The sequence below is a fragment of the Streptomyces sp. YIM S03343 genome, assembly GCF_054729195.1.
In genome coordinates, this window is the sequence record NZ_JBPUKX010000001.1 from 4646847 (window position 1) to 4667828 (window position 20982).

7 protein-coding genes are annotated in these 20982 nt (G+C 72.2%); all 7 read left to right on the plus strand.

Translation table 11 applies throughout. The features are described from left to right. The first annotated feature begins 31 nt into the window (after window positions 1-31). Genes ACSYGN_RS20060 through ACSYGN_RS20090 form a run of 7 tightly spaced genes read left to right on the plus strand, consistent with a single transcriptional unit; the run spans window position 32 to window position 20958 of the window. Window positions 32-5914 carry an amino acid adenylation domain-containing protein gene (locus ACSYGN_RS20060; RefSeq protein ID WP_460397543.1) on the plus strand — a complete coding sequence of 1961 codons (5883 nt, stop codon included), beginning with the start codon at window positions 32-34 and terminating at the stop codon, window positions 5912-5914. Next, window positions 5911-13644 (plus strand): hybrid non-ribosomal peptide synthetase/type I polyketide synthase, encoded by a 7734-nt coding sequence (locus ACSYGN_RS20065; RefSeq protein ID WP_460397545.1) that lies wholly within the window; start codon window positions 5911-5913, stop codon window positions 13642-13644. The genes ACSYGN_RS20060 and ACSYGN_RS20065 overlap by 4 nt, the downstream gene beginning before the upstream one ends. Next, window positions 13637-14227: a DUF6817 domain-containing protein gene (locus tag ACSYGN_RS20070; RefSeq protein WP_460397547.1), complete on the plus strand. Its 591-nt coding sequence runs from the start codon at window positions 13637-13639 to the stop codon at window positions 14225-14227. Before ACSYGN_RS20065 ends, ACSYGN_RS20070 begins: the two co-directional genes overlap by 8 nt. Continuing rightward, a complete protein-coding gene (locus ACSYGN_RS20075; protein WP_460397549.1) occupies window positions 14203-17388 on the plus strand; it encodes a non-ribosomal peptide synthetase in 3186 nt (1061 codons plus the stop codon). Before ACSYGN_RS20070 ends, ACSYGN_RS20075 begins: the two co-directional genes overlap by 25 nt. Further along, the gene (locus ACSYGN_RS20080; protein ID WP_460397551.1) at window positions 17382-18401 is read left to right on the plus strand and encodes a TauD/TfdA family dioxygenase; all 1020 of its coding nucleotides are present in this window, start codon (window positions 17382-17384) and stop codon (window positions 18399-18401) included. Before ACSYGN_RS20075 ends, ACSYGN_RS20080 begins: the two co-directional genes overlap by 7 nt. Beyond that, window positions 18398-19729 carry a phenylacetate--CoA ligase family protein gene (locus tag ACSYGN_RS20085; RefSeq protein ID WP_460397553.1) on the plus strand — a complete coding sequence of 444 codons (1332 nt, stop codon included), beginning with the start codon at window positions 18398-18400 and terminating at the stop codon, window positions 19727-19729. The genes ACSYGN_RS20080 and ACSYGN_RS20085 overlap by 4 nt, the downstream gene beginning before the upstream one ends. Then, window positions 19726-20958, plus strand: coding sequence for an aminotransferase class V-fold PLP-dependent enzyme (locus tag ACSYGN_RS20090; protein WP_460397555.1), 1233 nt, complete (start codon window positions 19726-19728; stop codon window positions 20956-20958). Before ACSYGN_RS20085 ends, ACSYGN_RS20090 begins: the two co-directional genes overlap by 4 nt. Window positions 20959-20982: the final 24 nt, after the last annotated feature.

Sequence of the window (20982 nt, forward strand, 5' to 3'; positions counted from 1 at the left end):
TGAGCCATGCCCTTCGAAGGAGAACCCCGACGTGGCGGACAACGCACACGAGCGGTACCGGTCGGACGACACGCCCTCGCCGCTCGGCCTCCCCACCGACCGACTGCGGTCCTCGACGCGCCGTGAACCGCGCGACTCGGTGAGGATCGCACTCGGCGACTCGATCGCACGGCGTCTGGGCCGGGTCGCAAGCGCCCACGACACGGACCGGTTCACGACGCTGACGGCGGTGTTCGTCCTTCTGGCCGGCCGTTGCGCAGGAGTGGCCGACGTCGGCGTCGGCGTGTCGGCCGGGACCTTCCCGTACGGCCCGCTCGTGCTGCGCTCCCGTCCGGAGGACACACAGACCTTCGGGGAGTTTCTCACCGGCGTCCGGGACGGCCTGCGGGACGGCCTGCGGGACGGCCTGCGAGACGCCGCCGAGCGCCCGGACCAGCGCGACGACTCCACCGGGACGGCGCGGTTCCGGCTGATGACGGCGGTGCGGGACGCGCACCCCGCCCCGTCCCCCGGCCCCGGCCCCGGCCTCGACGTCGACCTCGCCCTGCTCTGGGACGGGCCGTCAGACGGGCCGTCACCGGAGGGCACCCTGTGCGGCACGGTCGAGTACGACACCGCCCTCTTCGACCGGGCGACGGCACAGCGGTTCGCGGACCACTTCACGGCCCTGCTGGAGTCCGCCCTCGACTCGCCCGCGTCGCCCCTGTACCGGCTCGTGCACACGACCGCCGAGGAGCGGGCGCTGCTCACCGCGTGGGGAACGGAACCGTTACGGACGGCCGCCGTCAGCGTGGTCGAGGCATTGCGTGACCGGTCCCGGACCGCCCCGGACGCCGTGGCGCTGGTGTTCCAGGACGGAACCCTGACCTACGGAGAGCTCCACGCCCGGGCGGAGCGCATGGCGGGGGCCTTCCTGGAACGCGGGGTACGGGCAGAGAGCACCGTCGGACTCGCCATGGAGCCCTCGGCTTCGCTGGTCGTCACGATGCTGGCGGTCCTGCTGGCCGGCGCCGCCTACGTGCCGCTCGACCCGGGGCATCCCGACGCACGGCTGGCCCACATGGTGGCGGACAGCCGTGCGTGCCTGGTGATCGCCGACCGCGACGTCTCCTTCGGAGGGGATGTGCCCGTGGTCCCGGTCGGCGAACTGTGCGCGGGGCCCGCCGGACTGGCCTTCCAGGTCGGCGAACTGCGCGCGGGGCCCGCCGGACCGGCGGAACTCCCGCTGCCGCATCCCGACCAGCAGGCCTGTGTGCTCTACACCTCCGGCTCGACCGGCCTCCCCAAGGGTGTCGCCGTCACCCACCGCGGGATCGTGCGCCTGGTCCGCGACACCGACTACCTCGGCTGGGACTCCTCCGATGTGGTCGGCCAGGTCGCCAACACCTCGTTCGACGCGGCCACCTTCGAGATCTGGGGGGCGCTGCTGAACGGCGCGCGGCTGGTGGGCGTCCCCAAGGCCGACGTCCTCTCGCCCCCGGCGCTGCGCAGGCGCATCGAGGCCGATGGGATCACCTCGATGCTGCTCACCACCGCCGTGTTCCACAAGTGCGCCGACACGGACCCGGCCATGTTCCGGCGGCTGCGCACGCTCTTCTTCGGCGGCGAGGCCGCGGACGTGCGGAGGGTGCGGGCGGTACGGAACGCCGCTGAGGGCGTCCGGCTGGTGAACGCCTACGGCCCGACCGAGGGCACCACCATCGCGAGCTGCCACGACGTCGGCACCCCGCACGCCGACGCCCGGGTGCCGATCGGCCGGCCGATCGCCGGAACCGACCTGTATGTCCTGGACCCCCGCGGCGGGCACGCCGGCATCGGTCTGCCCGGTGAGCTCCACATCGGCGGTCCGGGACTGGCCCGCGGATACACCGGACGCCCCGGCCTGACCGCCGAGCGGTTCGTGCCGAGCCCGTTCGGGGACGGGGAACGCCTCTACCGCACCGGGGACATCGTCCGCTGGCGGGAGGACGGCGTCCTCGAGTACCTCGGCCGAGCCGACTCCCAGGTGAAGCTCCGCGGGGTCCGTATCGAGCCGGACGAGATCGCGAACGTGCTCCGCGCGTGTCCCGGCGTGCGCGAGGCGGTCGTAGCCCTGAAGGGGGAAGGCGAGCGGCGGGCCCTGGCCGCCTATGTGGTCATGACGGGCGGGGTGCGGGCCGAGCCCCGCGTCCTGCGGTCGTTCCTGGCAGAGCGGCTTCCCGCTGCGATGGTCCCGACCTGGTACGTGCCCCTCGACGAGTTGCCGGTCACACCGAACGGCAAGGCGGACCTGAGGGCGCTACCCGAGCCGGACGAGCGGGACGGCGTCCGGTCCGGGACCCGGGTCCCGCCGCGGGGCGCGACCGAGAACCTGGTCGCCCGGGTCTGGTCGGAGCTGCTGCGGGTCGCGGAGATCTCCGCGCACGACGACTTCTTCGTGCTAGGCGGGAACTCACTGCTCGCGGCTCAGGCGGTCACCCGCGTCGCCGCCGAACTCGGCACCGGGCTCGGCATCCGGGACATCTTCGAGGCGCCCTCGGTGTCGGCGTTCGCGCGGCGCGCCGCGGCGGCCCGTTCCGAGCGCGTCGACCCGCCCCTGGTCCCCGCCGGCCCGGGACCCCAGCCCCTCTCCTTCGCCCAGCGGCGCCTGTGGTTCCTCGACCGGCTCGACCCCGGCAGTGCCCTCTACAACGTCCCCCTGGCCGTGACGCTCACGGGCGTCCTCGACCTGACGGCCCTGCGCCACGCCCTGCGCGCACTGGTGCGGCGCCACGCCTCGCTGCGCACCCGGCTGGTGGGAACCGCGGACGGCGACCCCGTCCAGGTGGTCGACGAGGCCGGTGACGTCCGGCTGGAGACCGAGGACCTCGGGCAGCTGCCCGAGGCCGCGCGGACCGCGACGGCCGCCGAGCGTGCCCGGGCGGAGTCCCTGCTCCCCTTCGACCTCTCGGAGGGCCCGCTCGTCCGCTTCCGCCTGCTGCGTCTGCACGAGCGGCGGTCCGTGCTCCTGGTGACGATGCACCACGCCGTCTGCGACGGCTGGTCGGTCGGGGTGCTCCTGCGGGACCTGGCGGTGCTGTACCGGGCAGGGCTCGGCGGTGCGGCCGAACCGTCGCCGGAGCTCCCCGTCCAGTACCCGGATTACTCCGTCTGGCAGCGCGCGCTCCTCGACCAGCCCGACCAGGACGGACGGCTCGGCTACTGGAGAGACTGCCTGGCGGGCGCGCCGCCTGTCCTCGACCTGCCCACCGACCGCCCTCGTCCGGCCTCCCCCCGGCATGCCGGCGACACGGTCCCGGTGCGGCTGCCGAGCGAACTGACGGCCCGGCTCGGTGAGGTCAGCCGACGCTTTGGCGCCACCCGCTTCATGACCCTGCTCGCCGTCTTCACGCTGCTGCTGGGCCGCTACGCGGGGGTCCGGGACGTCAGCGTCGGCACGCCGGTGTCAGGCCGGACCCGTCCGGAACTCGAGGACTTGATCGGGTTCTTCGTGAACACGCTGGTGCTGCGCTCCCGCTGGGACGAGGAGCAGACGTTCGCCGAGTTTCTCGCGGTCGTCCGGGAGAGTGCGCTGAGCGCCTTCGAGCACCAGGACGTTCCCTTCGAGCAGGCGGTGGAGGCCGTACGGCCGCCCCGGGACCCCAGCTGGACGCCCCTGTTCCAGGTGATGATGGCGATGCAGAACGTGCCGAAAGACACGGTCGTCGCGCCGGGGCTGTCCATGACGGTGCACGAGTCCGTCAGCCCGGTGGCGAAGTTCGACCTCACCCTGGTGTGGGAGGAGTCCTCGCTGGAATCGGGGGCTCTGTGCGGTGCGATCGAGTACGACGTCGACCTGTTCGACCGGGCGACCGTGGAACGGTTCGCGGGCCACCTTACGGCCCTGCTGGAGTCCGCTCTGGCCGCACCCGAAGCACCGCTTGCCGAGCTGTCCCTGCTCGGCGCGGCCGAGCTGGAGGCCCTGGCAGCGGGCGCCGGTACGGCGTCCAGGGCGGACGCGGACGCGGACATGGACATGGACACGGACGCGGACACGGACGCGGACATGGCCACGGACACGCTGGTACGGCTCCTGGACGAGGCCTGCGCCCGCTGGGGCGGGCGCACCGCGGTCAGCCAGGACGGCCGGTCCCTGACCTACGCCGAACTGGCCGCCCACTCCGACCGGATCTGCGCCCACCTGCACGCCCTCGGTGTCCGCTCGGGCAGCACCGTCGTCGTGCGCATGGCGCGCGGCCCCCTCTGGCCGGCCGCGCTGATCGGGGTCATGAAGGCCGGGGCCGCCTACGTCCCGGTCGACGTCGCCGCCCCGCAGGACCGGTTCGAACAGGTGCTCGCGGACTCGCAGGCGGTCCTGGTGCTGGGCTCGTCGAAGGTGGACCGGCCCGCGTGCGGTGACGTTCCCTTCGTCTCCGCCGAGGAGGCGCTGCGCGCGGACGGGTCCGCCGCGGTGTCCGGGGCGGACGGGTCCGTCCCGGACACCGCGCCGTGTGCCACCGCCCCGGCGACGACGGCCTACGTCCTGTACACCTCGGGGACCACCGGCACCCCCAAGGGGGTGTGCGTGAGCCAGGCCAACCTCGCCCACACGCTGTGTACGGTCGCGGACCGCTACGGGCTGCGTCCCGACGACCGGGTGCTCCAGTTCGCCTCGACCGCCTTCGACGTGGCGGCGGAGGAGCTCTTCGCCACGCTCATCCGGGGCGGCCATGTCGTCCTGCTCCCGGCGGGGCCGGTGCCCGGGATCGCGGAGCTGACCGAGCTGGTCCGCCGGGAGCGGCTGAGCGTGCTCAACCTTCCGGCGTCGTACTGGCACGAATGGGTGGCCGTGCTCGACCGGCATCCGGCGAGCGCCTGCCCCGCTCTCCGGCTCGTCGTGGTGGGCAGCGAGCGGGTCGACGCCGGACGGCTCGCGCAGTGGCAGGCCGCGGCGCCGGCCGGAGTGCGGTGGCTGAACGCGTACGGCCCGACGGAGACCACCATCACGGCCACGCTGTACGAACCCGGTCCGGGGGAGTCGTACGACGGGACGACCGTCCCCATCGGCAGGCCCCTCCCCGGTGTCCGCGCGTATGTGCTCGACGAACGGCTCCGGCCGGTCCCGCAGGGCGTCCACGGCGACCTGTACCTGGCGGGCCCCGGAGTGTCCCTGGGCTACCTCGGAGACCCCGGGCGAACGGCGGCCTCGTTCCTGCCCGACCCCTGGGGGCCGCCGGGCGAGCGCATGTACGCCACGGGCGACCGGGCGCGCGCGGCCGCCGACGGGACGCTCGAGTTCCTCGGCCGCGACGACCACCAGGTCAAGCTGCGTGGTTTCCGCATCGAACTCGGCGAGATCGAGGCCGCCCTCAACGCGCACCCGTGCGTCACGGACGCGGCGGCGGTACTGCGCGAGGACGTTCCAGGCAGACCCGTGCTGGTCGGCTACGCCGCCCTCTCCGGCGCTGTCACGGCGGCCGAACTGCGCGAACATCTCGAGCGGAAGCTGCCGGAGTACATGGTGCCCGGCTCGATCGTCCTCATGGACGCGCTGCCGCGGGGCGAACGCGGCAAGACCGACCGGCGCGCCCTGCCCCCTCCCTCCCGAGCGGCGGACACCGCTGCCCGGGTCCCGCTCAGCGGCGCGGTGGAACGCCTGGTCGCCGCCGTGTGGAGCGAGGTCCTGGCGGTCGAGCAGGTGGGAGCCGAGGACAACTTCTTCGAGTCCGGCGGGCACTCGCTGCTCCTGCTGCGGGTGCAGGCCCGGCTGACGGAGCGGCTCGGACGGCAGATCCCCGTGGCGGACCTCTTCGCGTTCCCCACCGTCCGGAGCCTGGCCCGGCATCTCGCCGACGAAGGGCGGAGCCCCGCCGTGACAGGTGACGCGGGACGCCGCCGGGCGGCCGCACGCAAGGCGCGTTCGCGCGCACAGGCACCGCGGAGGACCGCGCGGTGACTTCCGACATCTTGGAGACGGGAATGACGAACGACATCCTGGACGACGGCACAACGCCCGCCGGAGCGGTCGCCGTCGTGGGCATGGCCCTGCGATGTCCCGGCGCGGACACCCTGGACGCCTTCTGGCGGAACCTGAGCGACGGCGTCGAGTCGATCACCACGTTCACCGACGGGGAACTCCTCGCCGCGGGCGTCGCACCGGACGAGGCCGCCCGGCCGGACTATGTGCGCCGGCTCGGTGTGCTCAGCGACATGGAGGGCTTCGACGCGGCCTTCTTCGGCTTCTCCCGGCGTGAGGCCGAGATGCTCGACCCGCAGCACCGGCTGCTGCTGGAGTGCGCCTGGGAGGCCATGGAGCACGCGGGGTGCGCCCCGGGCGCGACGGACAAGGTCACCGGCGTCTACGCGGGTGTCGGCGAAAGCGCCTATCTGCACCGCAACCTGCTGCCGAACGGTGACCTCGTCGCACGGGTGGGCGAGTTCCAGACGTCCCTCGGCAACGACAAGGACTTCGTGCCGACGCGTGTCTCCTTCAAGCTGGACCTGCGGGGGCCGAGCGTCAGCGTCCAGACGGGGTGCTCGACGTCCCTCGTCGCCGTGCACACGGCGTGCCAGTCCCTGAACAACGGCGAGTGCGACGTGGCGCTGGCCGGCGGTGCCACCGTGATCCCGCAGCGGCGCGGACACCTGCACGAGAAGGGCGGCATCAGGTCGTCCGACGGCCACTGCCGCGCGTTCGACGCCGCGGCGGACGGCACAGTGGCGGGCAGCGGCGCCGGCGTGGTGGCGCTCAAGCGGCTCGACGACGCCCTCGCCGACGGCGATGTGATCCACGCGGTGATCCGGGGGTCCGCCGTCAACAACGACGGCGCGCGCAAGGTCGGCTTCACCGCGCCGAGCGTCGAGGGCCAGGCGGACGTGATCGCGGAGGCGCTCGCCGTCGCCGACGTCGACCCGTCCACGGTCTCGTACATCGAGGCCCATGGCACCGGCACCCCGCTGGGCGACCCCGTCGAGGTGGCCGCGCTCAAGAGCGTCTTCGGCACGGACCCCGCGAGCCGCTGCGCCCTCGGCTCCGTGAAGACGAACATCGGCCACCTGGACACGGCGGCCGGTGCGGTCGGCCTCATCAAGGTGGTTCTCTCACTCCGGGCCAGAAAGCTTCCGCCGTCCCTGCACTTCACCGAGCCGAACCCGCAACTCGGCCTGGACGACAGCCCGTTCCACGTCAACACGGCCCTGGTGCCGTGGGAGGGCGAGCAACTGCGGGCCGGCGTCAGCTCGTTCGGTATCGGCGGCACCAACGCCCACGTCGTCCTCGAAGAGGCCCCCGCGCGTACGCCCGCCCCCAGCGGCCGTACCCGGCACGTCCTGCCGGTCTCCGCCGCGACCCCCACCGCGTTGGCGGCAGCCGCCGACCGGCTCGCCGGTCACCTCCGGGTGAACCCGCACGAGCGCATCGACGAGGTCGCGTACACCCTGCAGCGAGGCCGCCGCAGCCTCGCGCACCGCGGGTTCCTCGTCGTCGGCGGCACCGGCGAGGCCGTCGAGGCGCTGGACTCCGGCATCCCGGCGCGGCGCGGCGCGGCCGGCCTGTCCCAGGACCGTGAGGTGGTCCTCGGCTTCCCCGGACAGGGCGCCCAGCGTGCGGGCATGGGCCGGGCGGCCTACGAACAGGAGCCGGTGTTCCGGGCGGAGGCCGACCGGGCCGCGTCCCTGCTGGCGTCGCTGACCGACGGAGCCGTCGACGTACGGCCGGTGCTCGGTCTCGACGGCCCGGTGTCCGGCGACGGCGCGGCGGTCGACCGGACCTCCGTGGCGCAGCCGGCGCTGTTCGTCCTGGAGTACGCGCTCGCCCGGCTCTGGGAGTCCTGGGGCGTGCGCCCCGTCGCGATGGTCGGACACAGCCTCGGCGAACTGGTGGCCGCCTGCGTCGCCGGAGTGATGTCCCTGGAGGACGCGCTGCGTCTGGTCGCCGTGCGCGGCCGGCTCATGCAGTCCGCGCCGGCGGGCGTGATGACGGCTGTCCCGCTGCCGGAGAGCGAACTGGCGGCGCTGCTCGACGGTGTGGACCTCGCCGCCGTCAACGGACCGCGCGAGTGTGTGGTCGCCGGATCGGCCGAGGCGATCACTGTCTTCGAGGCGCGGCTCGCCGGTCGCGGCATCGTCTCCAAGCGGCTGCGCACCTCCCACGCGTTCCACTCGCGCCTCATGGACGGTGCGGCGGCCGCCTTCGAGGAAGAGGCCGCCCGCGTCAGGCTCTCACCACCGCGCATCCCGTTCGTCTCGAACGTGACGGGTGACTGGATCACCGACGAGGAAGCCACCAGCCCCGCGTACTGGGCACGGCAGATCCGCGCCACGGTCCGCTTCGACGATGCCCTGACCGCCGTCCGCGACATCGGGGCGGTGCTCCTGGAGGCCGGTCCGGGTCAGGTGCTGACCCGGCTGGCCCGGGCCGCGGGCGCCGACGCGGTGGCGTGCCTGCCCTTCACGGCCGGGACCGACGGGCCGGAACTGCTGTCGGCGGTCGGTGAACTCTGGTGCGAGGGCGTGGCGGTGGACTGGGAGGCACTGGCCGGCGGGGTCCGGCCGCACCGCACGGTGCTGCCGTCCTATCCCTTCGAACGCGAGCGGTGCTGGATCGACCCGCCCCCGCTCGCCGGGCCCGCGGCCGCGGGCGGCTGCGGCTGCGGTACCGGGCAGAGCGCGGCGGAGGAGTCCGTGACGCGTGAGCCCGCGACGCGGGAGCCTGCGACGCGTGAGCCCGTGACGCGGGAGTCGGCGGAGACTGCCGCACCCGACTACCGGAACCCGACCGAGCGGGAGGTCGCCGCGGTCTTCGCCGACCTCCTCGGTGGCGACGCCATCGGCCCGGAGGACGGCTTCTTCGAGCTGGGCGGGCACTCGCTGCTCGCCACCCAGCTCGTCTCCCGGGTACGTGCCCTCTTCGGCGTCGACGTCCCGCTGCGCACCTTCATCGAGTCGCCGACGATCCGCGGCCTGGCGCGTGCGGTGGACGAGGCCCGCGACGAGCCCGGGGACGGCGCCCCCGCGGCACTGCCGGTCGCCGTGGCCGACCCGGCCGCCGCGGCGGAGCCCTTCCCGCTGACCGATGTGCAGCAGGCCTACTGGATCGGCCGTACCGGAGTCTTCGACATCGGCAACGTCGGCATGCACGGCTACGAGGAGTTCGAGGTCACCGGCCTCGACCTGCCCCGGCTCGAGCACGCGTTCCGGCGGCTCGTCCGGCGGCACGGCATGCTCCGCGCGATCGTGCTGCCCAGCGGAGAGCAGCGGATCCTCACCGACGTACCCGACTACGTCATCGACGCCCAGGACGTGCGCGGGCGGCCGGACGACGAGGCGGGCGCAGCCCTTCAGGCCACCCGCGACGCCATGTCCCACCAGGTCTTCGCGCCCGAGCGATGGCCGCTGTTCGAGCTGCGCGCCACCCTCCTGGACGGTGACCGCACCCGCCTGCACTACAGCATCGACGGTCTGATCACCGACGCCCGCAGCTCGAATCTGCTGCTCCGCGAACTCGCCGACCTGTACCGGGACCCGGACGCCGACCTGCCCCAGATCCAGCTCTCCTTCCGTGACTACGTCCTGGCGGAGCAGAGCCTGGAGGACACCGACCTGTACCGCCGTGCGCAGGCGTACTGGTGCGAGCGGGTGCCGGACTTCGCCCCCGCCCCCGAGCTGCCGCTGGCCCGCGAGCCGCGCACCATCGACACGCCCCGCTTCAGCCGGGTGAGCGGAACCCTGGACGAGGGGCGCTGGAGCCGGCTCAAGGCGGTCGCCGCCCGCCGCGGCATCACCCCCACCGCGCTCACCGTCGCGGCCTACGGCGAGGCGATGGCGACCTGGGCCACGCACCGCAGGTTCACGCTCAACCTGCCCATGGCCAACCGGCTTCCGCTCCACCCGGGCGTGGACGCCGTCGTCGGCGACTTCACGTCGGTGACGCTGCTGGAGGTCGACGCGGCCGGCACCGGCTCGTTCGGCGAGCGGGCGCGGGCGGTGCGGGACCAGTTGCTGACCGACATCGACCACCGTCTGTTCAGCGGTGTCCGCGTCCTCAGAGAGATCAAGAAGGTGCGCCCGGACGCGGCGATGCCGGCGGTGTTCACCAGCCTCTTCCTCGACCACGGCCAGGACACCGGCATCGGCCGGGAGGTGTTCAGCATCTCCCAGACGCCGCAGGTGTGGATCGACGCCCAGGTCTTCGAGTCGGAGGGCTCCCTGGTTCTGGACATCGACGCGGTCGACGAGCTCTTCCCCGACGGGCTGGTCGCCGCGATCCACGGCGCCACCCTGGACCTGCTGCGGTGGCTGGCCGACGACGAGGCCCGGTGGAACCTGCCCCTGCCGTCGCTGCTGCCGGCCGCGGACGCGGCGGCGCGGGAGGACTACAACCGGACGGCGGGTCATCTGCCGTCGGGCCTGCTCCACGAGCCGTTCTTCGCCATCGCCGAGCGCGCTGCGGACCGTCCGGCCGTGATCACACAGACCCGGACACTGAGCTACGGCGAACTCGCCGGCCGCGCCCGGGTGATCGCCGCCCGGCTCACCGCGCTGGACATCCGGCCGAACGACCTGGTCGCCGTGGTCATGGAGAAGGGCTGGGAACAGAGTGCCGCGGTGCTCGGCACCCTGGCCTCGGGCGCGGCGTACCTGCCGGTGGACGCGGGGCTGCCCGAGGAGCGGATCCGCCTCCTGCTCGCCCAGGGCCAGGTCCGGGCCGTGCTGACCCAGTCGTGGATCGCCGGGCGGCTGAGCGGTCCGCTGCTGCCGGACGGCGCGGTGTTCTCCGTGGACACGCTGCCCGCCGACCCGGGGGCACTGCCCGCTGCCCGGCGGGCCACGGACGCCGCCCGGCCGGCCACGGACGCCGGCGACCTCGCCTACGTGATCTTCACCTCGGGCTCGACCGGTGTGCCCAAGGGCGTGATGATCAGCCACCGCGGCGCCCTCAACACGGTCGCCGACGTGAACGACCGCTTTGCGGTGGGGGAGCACGACCGGACGCTGGCCCTGTCGTCGCTGAGCTTCGACCTGTCGGTCTACGACATCTTCGGTCCGCTGTCCGTCGGTGGTGCCGTCGTCGTCCCGGACCCGGCCTCGCACCGTGATCCGGCGGTCTGGCTCGACCTGGCCGAACGGGCCGGTGTCACCGTGTGGAACTCGGTACCGGCGCTGATGGAACTGCTGGTCGAGCACATGACGGTGGGCGGTGCGGAGAGCGGTGCGCTGCGGCTGGTGATGCTCAGCGGCGACTGGTTCCCCGTCACTCTGCCGGAGCGCATCCGGCGGGTCCTCGGAGCGCCGGAGATCGTGAGCCTCGGCGGTGCCACGGAAGCGTCCGTCTGGTCCATCCTCCACCCCGTGGGGGAGGTGCCGGCTCACTGGCCGTCGATCCCGTACGGCCGCCCGATGCGCAACCAGACCTTCCACGTCCTCGACGAGGCGTTCCGTCCGCGTCCGACCGGTGTTCCGGGGCCGCTCTACATCGGCGGCGTCGGCCTGGCGGAGGGCTATCTGCGCGACGAGGCGAAGACCGCCGCGAGTTTCGTACGGCACCCCGTGACGGGCGAACGTCTGTACAGGACGGGCGATCTGGGGCGGTTCCTGCCCAGCGGCGAGATCGAGTTCCTCGGGCGCGAGGACTTCCAGGTCAAGCTGCAGGGGTACCGCATCGAGCTGGGTGAGATCGAGACGGCGCTGCTCCAGCATCCTGCCGTGCGCGGCGCGGTGGCCGTCGTCCACGGCCGCCCGCAGGGAGCCAAACGGCTGATCGTGTTCGTCGTGCCCCAGGAGGGCGGGCAGGTTCCGTCGGACGTACGGGAGTTCCTCGCCGGGAAGCTGCCGGAGTACATGGTGCCCGAGACCGTCGTCGGGATCTCCGGGCTCCCGCTCACGGCCAACGGCAAGGTCGACCGGAAGGCCCTCGTGGTGCCGGACGAGCTGGACGAGCCGGCGGTGTACGAGGCACCGGCCACGGAGGTCGAGAAGGTCGTCGCGGCGGTGTGGGAGACCATGCTGAAGGTCGAACGGGTCGGCCGGCGGGACCACTTCTTCGAGCTCGGCGGCGACTCGCTGACCGCCATGCGCACGGTCGTCCGGCTGCGCAAGGCCCTCGACGTCGAGATCCCCATCCGGGTGATCTTCGACAATCCGACGCTGGAGCGCATCGCGGCCGCGATCGGCTCGGCGGACGGCGCCGACACGTCACGTCCGGTGTCCGGGCCCGCCCGCACGGAGGACGACGGGGCCCTGGTTCCGCTGACGGCCGCCCAGGCCCGCCTCTGGTTCCATGACCAGCTCGTTCCGGGCAGCACCACGTACAACCTGGTCCAGCCGTTCCGTCTCACGGGTCCGCTCGACGTGAGGGCCCTGCGCGGCGCCTTCGAGACGTTCGTCGGCCGGCACGACGTCCTGTCGCTGTCGTTCGAGGCGGCCGGTGACGCCCCCCACCAGATGCCCGGCACCGGCAAGCCGCTGGACTTCCAGCTCATCGACGTGTGCGACGACCCGGAGAAGCTCGCTCCGGAGCGGGTGATCGCCGAGGAGGCGCGCACCCCCTTCGATCTCGCGAGCGGACCCCACTTCCGGGTGCGGCTGCTGCGGGTCGCACCGCAGGAGCACGTCCTGGTGGTCTCCGTGCACCACATCGTCTGGGACGCCTGGTCGACGTCGATCATGGTCCGTGAGATCAGCGCGCTGTACAGCGGCGGGAACGAGTCCGTCCTCCCGGAACCCGGTCTGCGGTACGCCGACGTCGCCCGGTGGGAGGCGGAGCAGGCCGGATCGGGGGCCTTCCGGGACCAGATCGACTTCTGGCGCCGCGAACTGGCCGCTCCGCTGCCCGTACTGGCCCTGCCCACCGAGGGGACGATCGAGGACTCCGAGGTCGTCGAGGGGGCCCGCGCGCCGCTCACGGTCGACCCCGTGGTGGCCGCCGGCTTCAGGGACGTCTGCACGGCCGAACGCGCGACCACGTTCATGGGGTACCTCGCCGCATGGAACGTGCTGCTCCAGTGGTGGTGCCGCCAGCAGGACATCGTCGTGGGCGTTCCGGCCGGCCACCGCGCCCACCCGCAGCTGGAGAGCACGATCGGCTTCCTGGTCAACAGCCTCGCCGTCCGGACGCGGTTCACGGGCGATCCCACCTTCACGGACGTGCTCAGGGAGGTCCGTGAGAGGGCGCTGGAGGCGTACGCGAACCAGGACGTTCCCTTCGACCACGTCGTCCAGGCCGTCAGGCCGGAACGCCGCTCGGGCGGATCGGCACCGGTGTACCGCACCTGGTTCCTGCTGGAGGACGTCCCGCTGCCCGACTGGGACCTTCCCGGCGTACGTGCCGAGGAGATCGACGCGGAATTCCTTCTGTCGGTGCACGACATCAAGCTCACGCTCGTGGTCGACGAGAAGGGGGGAATGGCGGGCGGAATCGACTACCGTGTCGGCCTTTTCTCCGATTCCACCGTCCGCCGTCTGACGCGCTGCCTGAGCGAGCTGGTGAAACTCCTGTCCGAGGAACCGGACATGAGGCTCAGCCTCGTCAACCGCACTCTGGAAAACCTGTGGGAAGGCAAGGAAGTGACGCGAAAGCAGCGGTCATGGAACGACATCCGGTCGCAACGGCGACCGCAGGACGACCGAGGAATGCCGAAGGACGACCGAGGAATGCCGAAGGACGACCGAGGAATGCTGAATGATTGACGCCGAACGATATCGGAGCGACCTGGTGCAGCTGGGCCTGCACAAGATCGCGCACCAGGACGAGACCCTCCTGGACCACATGTTCCGGGCCTGCGCCATCCTCCAGGACATGAAGGCGGGGGAGCATGTCTGCCTCGCCGGACTGTTCCACGGCGTCTACGGGACGGAGGGGCTGCACAACGACAATGTCGAGTCCATTCCGGACGAGCGGCGGGTCGAGGTCCGCGCGGTCGTCGGACCCCGGGTGGAGCAGATGATCCACACCTTCTCCGTCATGAACTACGCGTCGCTCGGCAAGAGCTTCCGCAACATCATGCGCCCGAAAGGGGAACCGGCCCTCAAGGACCGGCGGACCGGTGAGGACATTCCGGTGGACCGGGAGGAATTCGAGGACCTCCTCCGCATGAAACTCGGCGACGTCCTGGCGCACATGCCGCAGCAGGTCAGCCATTCACATCTCAACCTCCCGGCCGAGTACGCGGGTTTCTGGCAGATCGCCGCCGAATACCTCGGTACGGACGCAGTCAACACATGGAACACGTTCACGAAGGGGCAGCTGTGGATCGAGCCGGAGCAGAACTGAAGTCCCAGGCCTGGGAAGGCTTCCGTCTGTCGAAGCAGCAGGCGCACGTCCTGACGCTGGTGGCCGGCGGACGGGCCGGCCGTACGGTGGCCCGGGTCGGCCTCGGCACCCCGCTCGACCGCGAGGTGCTGGAACACGCGGTGCACGACGTGGTGTCGGTGCACGAGAGCCTGCGCACCGTCTACCGCAAGGTGCTCGGTGAGAACAGCACCGCGCTGATGGTGATCGAGGACCGTCCGCGCTTCCACCTGTCGGAGCGTTCCGGCGACGAGGCCGCGCTGACCGCTCTGGTACGGGAGGAGGCGCGTGCGCAGACGGCCGAGGACGACGCGGAACCCCTGCGCCTGACCCTCTTCACCCACACCGACGGGCAGCGGTCACTCGTGGTGTCGGCGCCGCGGATGAGCATGGACGCCCTCTCGGCCGAGGTCTTCCTCCGGGACCTGCGGCAGGCCTGCGCCGCGCGGCTGCACGGCACCCCGTGGAGCCGTGACGGCATCGTCCAGTACGCCGACTACGCCCAGTGGCAGCTGGAGGAGGGGGCGGCGAGCCCGCGCCAGAAGGAGCTCGCGGCCGACCGCGCGGCCCGGCTGACGGAACTGCCTCCGCTGAACCTGCCGCTCGAACTCCTCTCCGACGACACGGCCCTCGCCGACCTGCGGTGGACTGTCCCCGGGCCGCTGGCACAGCGGCTGCGAAGCCTCGGCGACGACTGCGACGGCGGTCTGCGCAGCGTTCTGCTGACCGGCTGGTTCGTCGCCCTGTGGCACGCCGCCGGACGGCCGGAGCGCCTTGCGGTCAACGCGCTGCTCACCCGTCGGCCGTTCCCGGAGCTCCGGACCTCGATCGGCCTGTTCGAGACGCCCGTGCCGGTGTTCGCCGCGGTCTTGGACGAGACGACGCTGACCGATCTGCTGCGATCGGTGGACCTGCAGCTCGACACCTTCGAGCAGGCGGACGAGAGTTCCATGGACCCGGCCGGCCAGCACGTCGCCGGAATACCGGGGTTCGCCTTCCACGACGTCACGGAGTCCGGCTCGGAGTCCGGCTCGGAGTCCGGCTCGGAGTTCGGCTCGCCGCAGGAGCCGGCCTTCCGCGACCTGCGGATCGAACCGTCCGACGACGCCCGCAAGGCCGCACTCTCCGCGCAGGTCCTGGACGGGGAGATCCGCCTCACCCTGCGCCACCAGGCCCTCGGCATGGCGGAGGGCGGTGCCGAGGCACTGCTCGCCTGCCTGCGCGCCGCCCTGGCCGCGCTGGGCGGCGATCTCGGGGCCGCCGTGCCCGGCCTGGCCATGCTGGACGAGGACGCCGCGCGGGAGCTCGTCGCGGCCATGAACCCCGCGCAGCCGCCGAAGCGCCCCGCGGAGCACTGGCACCGTCAGGTCGAGCGGACCGCGCGGTTCGCCCCCGACGCCCCGGCGCTCAGGACGGCCGCAGGCTCCTGGACGTACCGGCAACTCGACGAGGCCGCAGGCCGGCTGGCCAACGAGCTGGCCGGGCGCGGGGTGCGCGCCGGCGAGCTGGTCGGTCTCTGCCTCGAACGCTCCGACCTGGCCGTCGTCGCCATGCTGGCGATCGCCAAGGCCGGGGCCGGGTATGTGCCGGTCGACCCGAGCCTGCCCGCCAAGCGGCGGGCCGCGGTCGTCGAGGCGGTCGGTCTCTCCCGTGCCGTGGCGACCGCGGAGACGGCCCGGACTCTTCCGGAGGACTGCGACACCGTCCTCCTGGACGCGGACCTGACGGTGTGCGCCCACCGCGCGAGCGACTCCCCCGATGTGGCGACCACCGACGACGACCCCGCCTATGTGATCTTCACCTCGGGTTCCACCGGCACGCCGAAGGGCGTTGTGGTCGGTCACGGGCACCTGGCCGCCTACCTCGACGGTGTACTCGACCGGCTGGAACTGACCGGCCCGATCGACTCGGTCGCCCTGAGCACCCTGGGCACCGACCTCGGCAACACGGCGCTGTTCCCGCCGCTCGTCACCGGGGGCGAGCTGCTGATCGTCGCGCCGGAGGTCTCCGCTGACGCGCAGGCGCTCGCCGAACTGCTCTCCTGCGAGAGCTACGACCTCCTCAAGATCACCCCGTCGCACCTGGAGGCCGTCTTCACCGTGGCCGAGGCGCCGGAGCGGCTGATGCCGCACCAGGCCCTGGTCACGGGCGGCGAGCCGTTCGGCTGGGGCTGGTACAACCTGTTCAAGGGCTACCTCGGCGACTGCAGGCTCTTCAACCACTACGGCCCGACCGAGACGACCGTCGGCGTGCTCTGCGGGGAGGCCACCGCCTCCCACGACCTGGCCGCCCTGGCCTCCAGCGTCCCGCTGGGCACCCCGATGCGGCACGCCCGCGCCTACGTCCTGGACCCCCTGCGCCGGCCGCTGCCGGCCGGTGTGCCGGGCGAACTCTGGATCGGCGGATCGTCCGTGTCGCACGGCTACCTGTCCCCGACCGAGGAGCAGAGCGCCCGGTTCGTCGCCGACCCGTTCAGCCCGGACCCGGCGGGGCGGATGTACCGCACCGGTGACAAGGCGCGCCTCCTTCCGGACCGCACCGTCGAGTTCCTCGGCCGGGTCGACCGGCAGATCAAGCTGCGGGGCTTCCGCGTGGAGCTGGGCGAGATCGAGGCGGTCATGCGCCAGCACCCCCGGGTGACCGGCAGCCTGGTCGTGGAGGCCGGTGAGAGCACGGGCGCCCACCTCGTGGGATACCTCATCGACGCCGAGGGCGGCCGGGGCAGCGCGGAGTGGCTGCGCGAGTTCCTCGCCGAGCGGCTCCCGGACTTCATGCTGCCCGCCCACCTGGTGGCCCTGGACGCCTTCCCGCTGACCAGCACCGGGAAGGTCGACGCCTCGATGCTTCCCGAACCGGGCTTCTACACGCAGGGATCCACCGCCTACGTGGCGCCCCGGACCGAGACCGAGCAGCGGGTCGCCGACATCGTCGCGCAGCTCCTGCTGCTGCGTCAGGTCGGCGCAGAGGACGACTTCTTCGAGGTGGGCGGGCATTCGCTGCTCGCGACCCAGCTCGTCGCCAGGCTGCGGGACGACTTCAAGGTGAGTTTCAAGCTGCGCAACCTGTTCGAGTTCCCCGTCGTGTCGGAGCTCGCCGAGTTCATCGACCGGCTCCTCGAGAAGAAAGCGGCAGACGCATGTTGACCCAGACGACCGGCACCGGCACGAACGGGCGCTTCACCAGGGCCCGGAGGTCCGTCGCGGTCACCAGCGAGACGCTGGTCCGCGTCGCCCCGCTGATCGACGGAACGCGCGCGGTGTCCTGCACACCGGCCCTCACCGGCCTCGACGCACGGGAGTGGCTGGCGGGCTCGGGGAACGCCCTGGCCCGGCTGCGTGACGAGCACGGCGCCGTGCTGCTGCGCGGCTTCGCGCCGCTGGACGCCGCGGGCCTGGCCGAACTCGCCACCGCGCTCGACGGTGAGCTGCGCGACTACGACAACCGGTCCACGCCGCGCCGGCGGGTCGACGGCAACGTCTTCACGTCGACGGAGTACCCGGCCGACCAGACCATCCCCCAGCACAACGAGATGTCGTACACGGACTCGTGGCCGGCCACCCTGTTCCTCACCTGTGTCGTCCCGGCGGCCACGGGCGGCGAGACGCCCATCGCGGACAGCGCCCGCGTCCACGCCCGCCTGCCGCGGGCCACGCGTGAGCGCTTCGAGCGGCACGGCGTGATGTACGTGCGCAACTTCGGCCACGGAGTGGACCTGAGCTGGCAGGAGGTCTTCCAGACCGAGGACCGCGCCCAGGTCGACGCCTACTGCGAGCGGCACGGCATCCGGGCGGAGTGGCTGGGCGGCGAGCGGCTGCGCACCCGGCACGTGGTGCAGGCCACCGTCGAGGCGAGGGCGACCGGGGAGACGGTCTGGTTCAACCAGGCGAACCTGTTCCATGTCAGCTCGCTTCCCGAGCACGTCGAGCGCGGGCTGCGCGAGAGCTTCGCCGAGGACGAACTGCCCCGCAACGCCCTGTACGGAGACGGCACGCCCCTGGACCCGGAGGACCTGGCGCAGATCCGTGCCGCCTACGCGGCGGAGGAGATCGCCCTGCCCTGGCAGGCCGGCGACATCATGATCGTCGACAACGAGCAGTTCTCGCACGGCAGGAACCCCTACACCGGGTCCCGCACCGTCCTGGTGGCCATGGCATGAGCGAGTCGACGACGTTCGAAGAAGTGCGGGAAGAGATCGCCTACGCGTTCGACAACACCGTCTTCTTCCGCAAGCACATGGAAGCCAGCGGTCTGCGGCCCGAGGACATCCGGGGCCCGGGAGACTTCCTGCGGCTGCCGCCCACCTCCAAGTCCCACTACCGGCGGAACTTTCCCGCGGGGGTGCTGGCCAAGGGCTACACCCTCAACTCGCCGCACGTCATGCGCTTCCAGAGCTCCGGAACCTCCGGCGAGCGGCTGAACAGCGCCATCCTGGCCTACGACCTGGCGAGGAGGCAGGCGACCGCGCTCGGCGTGAACCGCCGCTTCGACGAGCTGTGGCGTCCCGGCAGCCGGCCCAGGATCTGCCGCTTCGCCCCGCCGAACTGCTCGGACGTGGAATGCGCCACGGGATTCTCGACCATGGAGGACCGGACGCTCGCGGACGGCACCCTGGTGCTGACCGTGGCCCACGACCTCCTGGCCACACCGGAGTGGCAGATCGTCAAGGCCCTCGACGAGATCGAGCTCTACGAACCCGATCTCCTCGTGGTGGACCCGACGCACTTCGCCTTCCTGACCAGGTGGGCGCGGCGGCTCGGCCGCCGGATCAGCTCGCCGCGCCGACTGCACGTGGTGTGCGGATACACCCTCATGACGCGGGTGGCGCGGCGCCAGATCGAGGACTTCATGGGCCCGGACCTGCCGATCGGCGACATGATCGGCATGTCGGAGCTCGGCTACCTCGGGTTCGAGTGCCACCACGGGATGCGGCACATCAACGACCGTGACTTCCATGTGGAGTTCGTCCGCGACGGCGAGCCCGTCGCCGACGGCGAGACGGGTGAGCTGTACGTCACCACCAAGGACGACGCACTCGTCCCGCGCATCCGGTACGCCACCGGGGACCACTTCACCCCCCTGGGCACCCCCTGCGGCTGCGGCAGCGAGCTGCCGCTGGTGCGGATCGAGGGCCGCGCCACCCACATGATCCGGCTGGCGGACGGCCGGGTCGTCACGCCGGGCGCCGTCGACGCCCTGGTCGGCGACGCCCCCGGTATCGACGTCTACAAGCTGGAGCAGGACCGCACCGGAGCATGCACCTTCCGGTACATCCCATACCTCCCAGGCGCCGACGCGCGGACCGACGCGCGGACCGATGCGCGGACCGATGCGCGGACCGACGGCATCGCCGCGCTCACCCACCGCCTGACCGAAGCCCTGGCGCCGAATCCGGTGCGCGTCGAGGCCGTCGACTACATCGCGAGCGAGCGCAGCGGCAAGTTCCAGCCCTGCGTCTCCCAGATATCCGCGGAAGGTGTGCGATGACCGTTCGAGACAACCTCCGGGACGACTTCCCGGCCCTGCGGCGGAAGATCGACGGGCAGACGATCTCCTACCTGGACAACGCGGCCACGACCCTGAAGCCGCGGCCCGTCATCGAGGCGATCACCGAGTACTACGAGACCAACGGCGCGAACATCCACCGCGGCAAGCACCGGCTGTCCGAGGAGGCCTCCGACGCGTACGAGGCCTCCCGGGTGGCGATCGCCGCCCACCTCGGCGCCGCGGCGAACGAGGTCGTGCTGACCCGGAACACGAGCGAGGCCCTGAACCTCGTCGCCCAGGGACTGGACCTGGAACCGGACGCCTACGTCGTGGGGTGCATGGACGCGCACCACTCGCAGATGCTGCCGTGGCGGCGGGCCGGCCGCCTCGCGCTGACCCGGGTCGACGACCAAGGCAGACTCGACCGCGACCACTTCCGCGAGCTGCTGCGCGGCCGGCCGAAGGTGGTCGCGCTCACGCACTGCTCCAACGTCACCGGTGTCGTCCACCCGGTGGCGGAGCTGATCGCCGAGATCCGTTCGGCCACCGACGCGGTCGTCGTCCTCGACGCCGCGCAGTCCCTGCCCCACGAGCGCATCAACGTGCACGAGCTCGACGTCGACTTCCTGGCCTTCTCGATGCACAAGATGCTCGGCCCCACCGGGGTCGGCGTCCTCTTCGGCCGCAGTCGGCTCCTCGCCGGGCTGCGCCCCCTGTCGGTCGGCGGGGGCATGGTCGACTGGGTCGATCTGGACGGCAGCGTGGACCGGCGTACGCCCTTCAAGTTCGAAGCGGGTACGCCGGCCATCGCCTCCGTCATCGGGTCCGGCGCGGCGATCCGGTACCTGGAGTCGCAGGACGCCCCGGCGCTCCGGCGGCGCGAGCGCGAACTCGCCTCGGCCCTGGTCGGCGGGGCGCTCACCCGCCCGGGGGTGCGTCTGGTCGGGCCGCCGGACCTGACCGACCGGATCGCGCTCGTGAGCCTGCGCCTGGAGCAGGGCGTCCCCACCGGCGAGGTCGCCCGCATGCTGAGCGATTCCTACGGCTTCATGGTGCGCAGCGGTCACATGTGCGCACAGCCGCTGGTCACCGGCCTGGCCGGCGGGGAGATCCTCCGCGTCTCCGCGTACCTCTACAACGAGGTCTCCGAGATCGAGGCCCTCTACGAGGCGCTGGACGAACTGCTGAGCTGGATAGGCCCGGCCGCAGCCGTCGCCACGCGCCGCTGAAACCACCGATCGACAGAAGGTGTT

Bases quoted from the DNA above. Each gene is read 5' to 3' on its own strand.
- ACSYGN_RS20080 (WP_460397551.1), top strand. From the start codon at position 17,382: ATGTTGACCCAGACGACCGGCACCGGCACGAACGGGCGCTTCACCAGG.
- ACSYGN_RS20085 (WP_460397553.1), top strand. From the start codon at position 18,398: ATGAGCGAGTCGACGACGTTCGAAGAAGTGCGGGAAGAGATCGCCTAC.
- ACSYGN_RS20070 (WP_460397547.1), top strand. From the start codon at position 13,637: ATGATTGACGCCGAACGATATCGGAGCGACCTGGTGCAGCTGGGCCTG.
- ACSYGN_RS20090 (WP_460397555.1), top strand. From the start codon at position 19,726: ATGACCGTTCGAGACAACCTCCGGGACGACTTCCCGGCCCTGCGGCGG.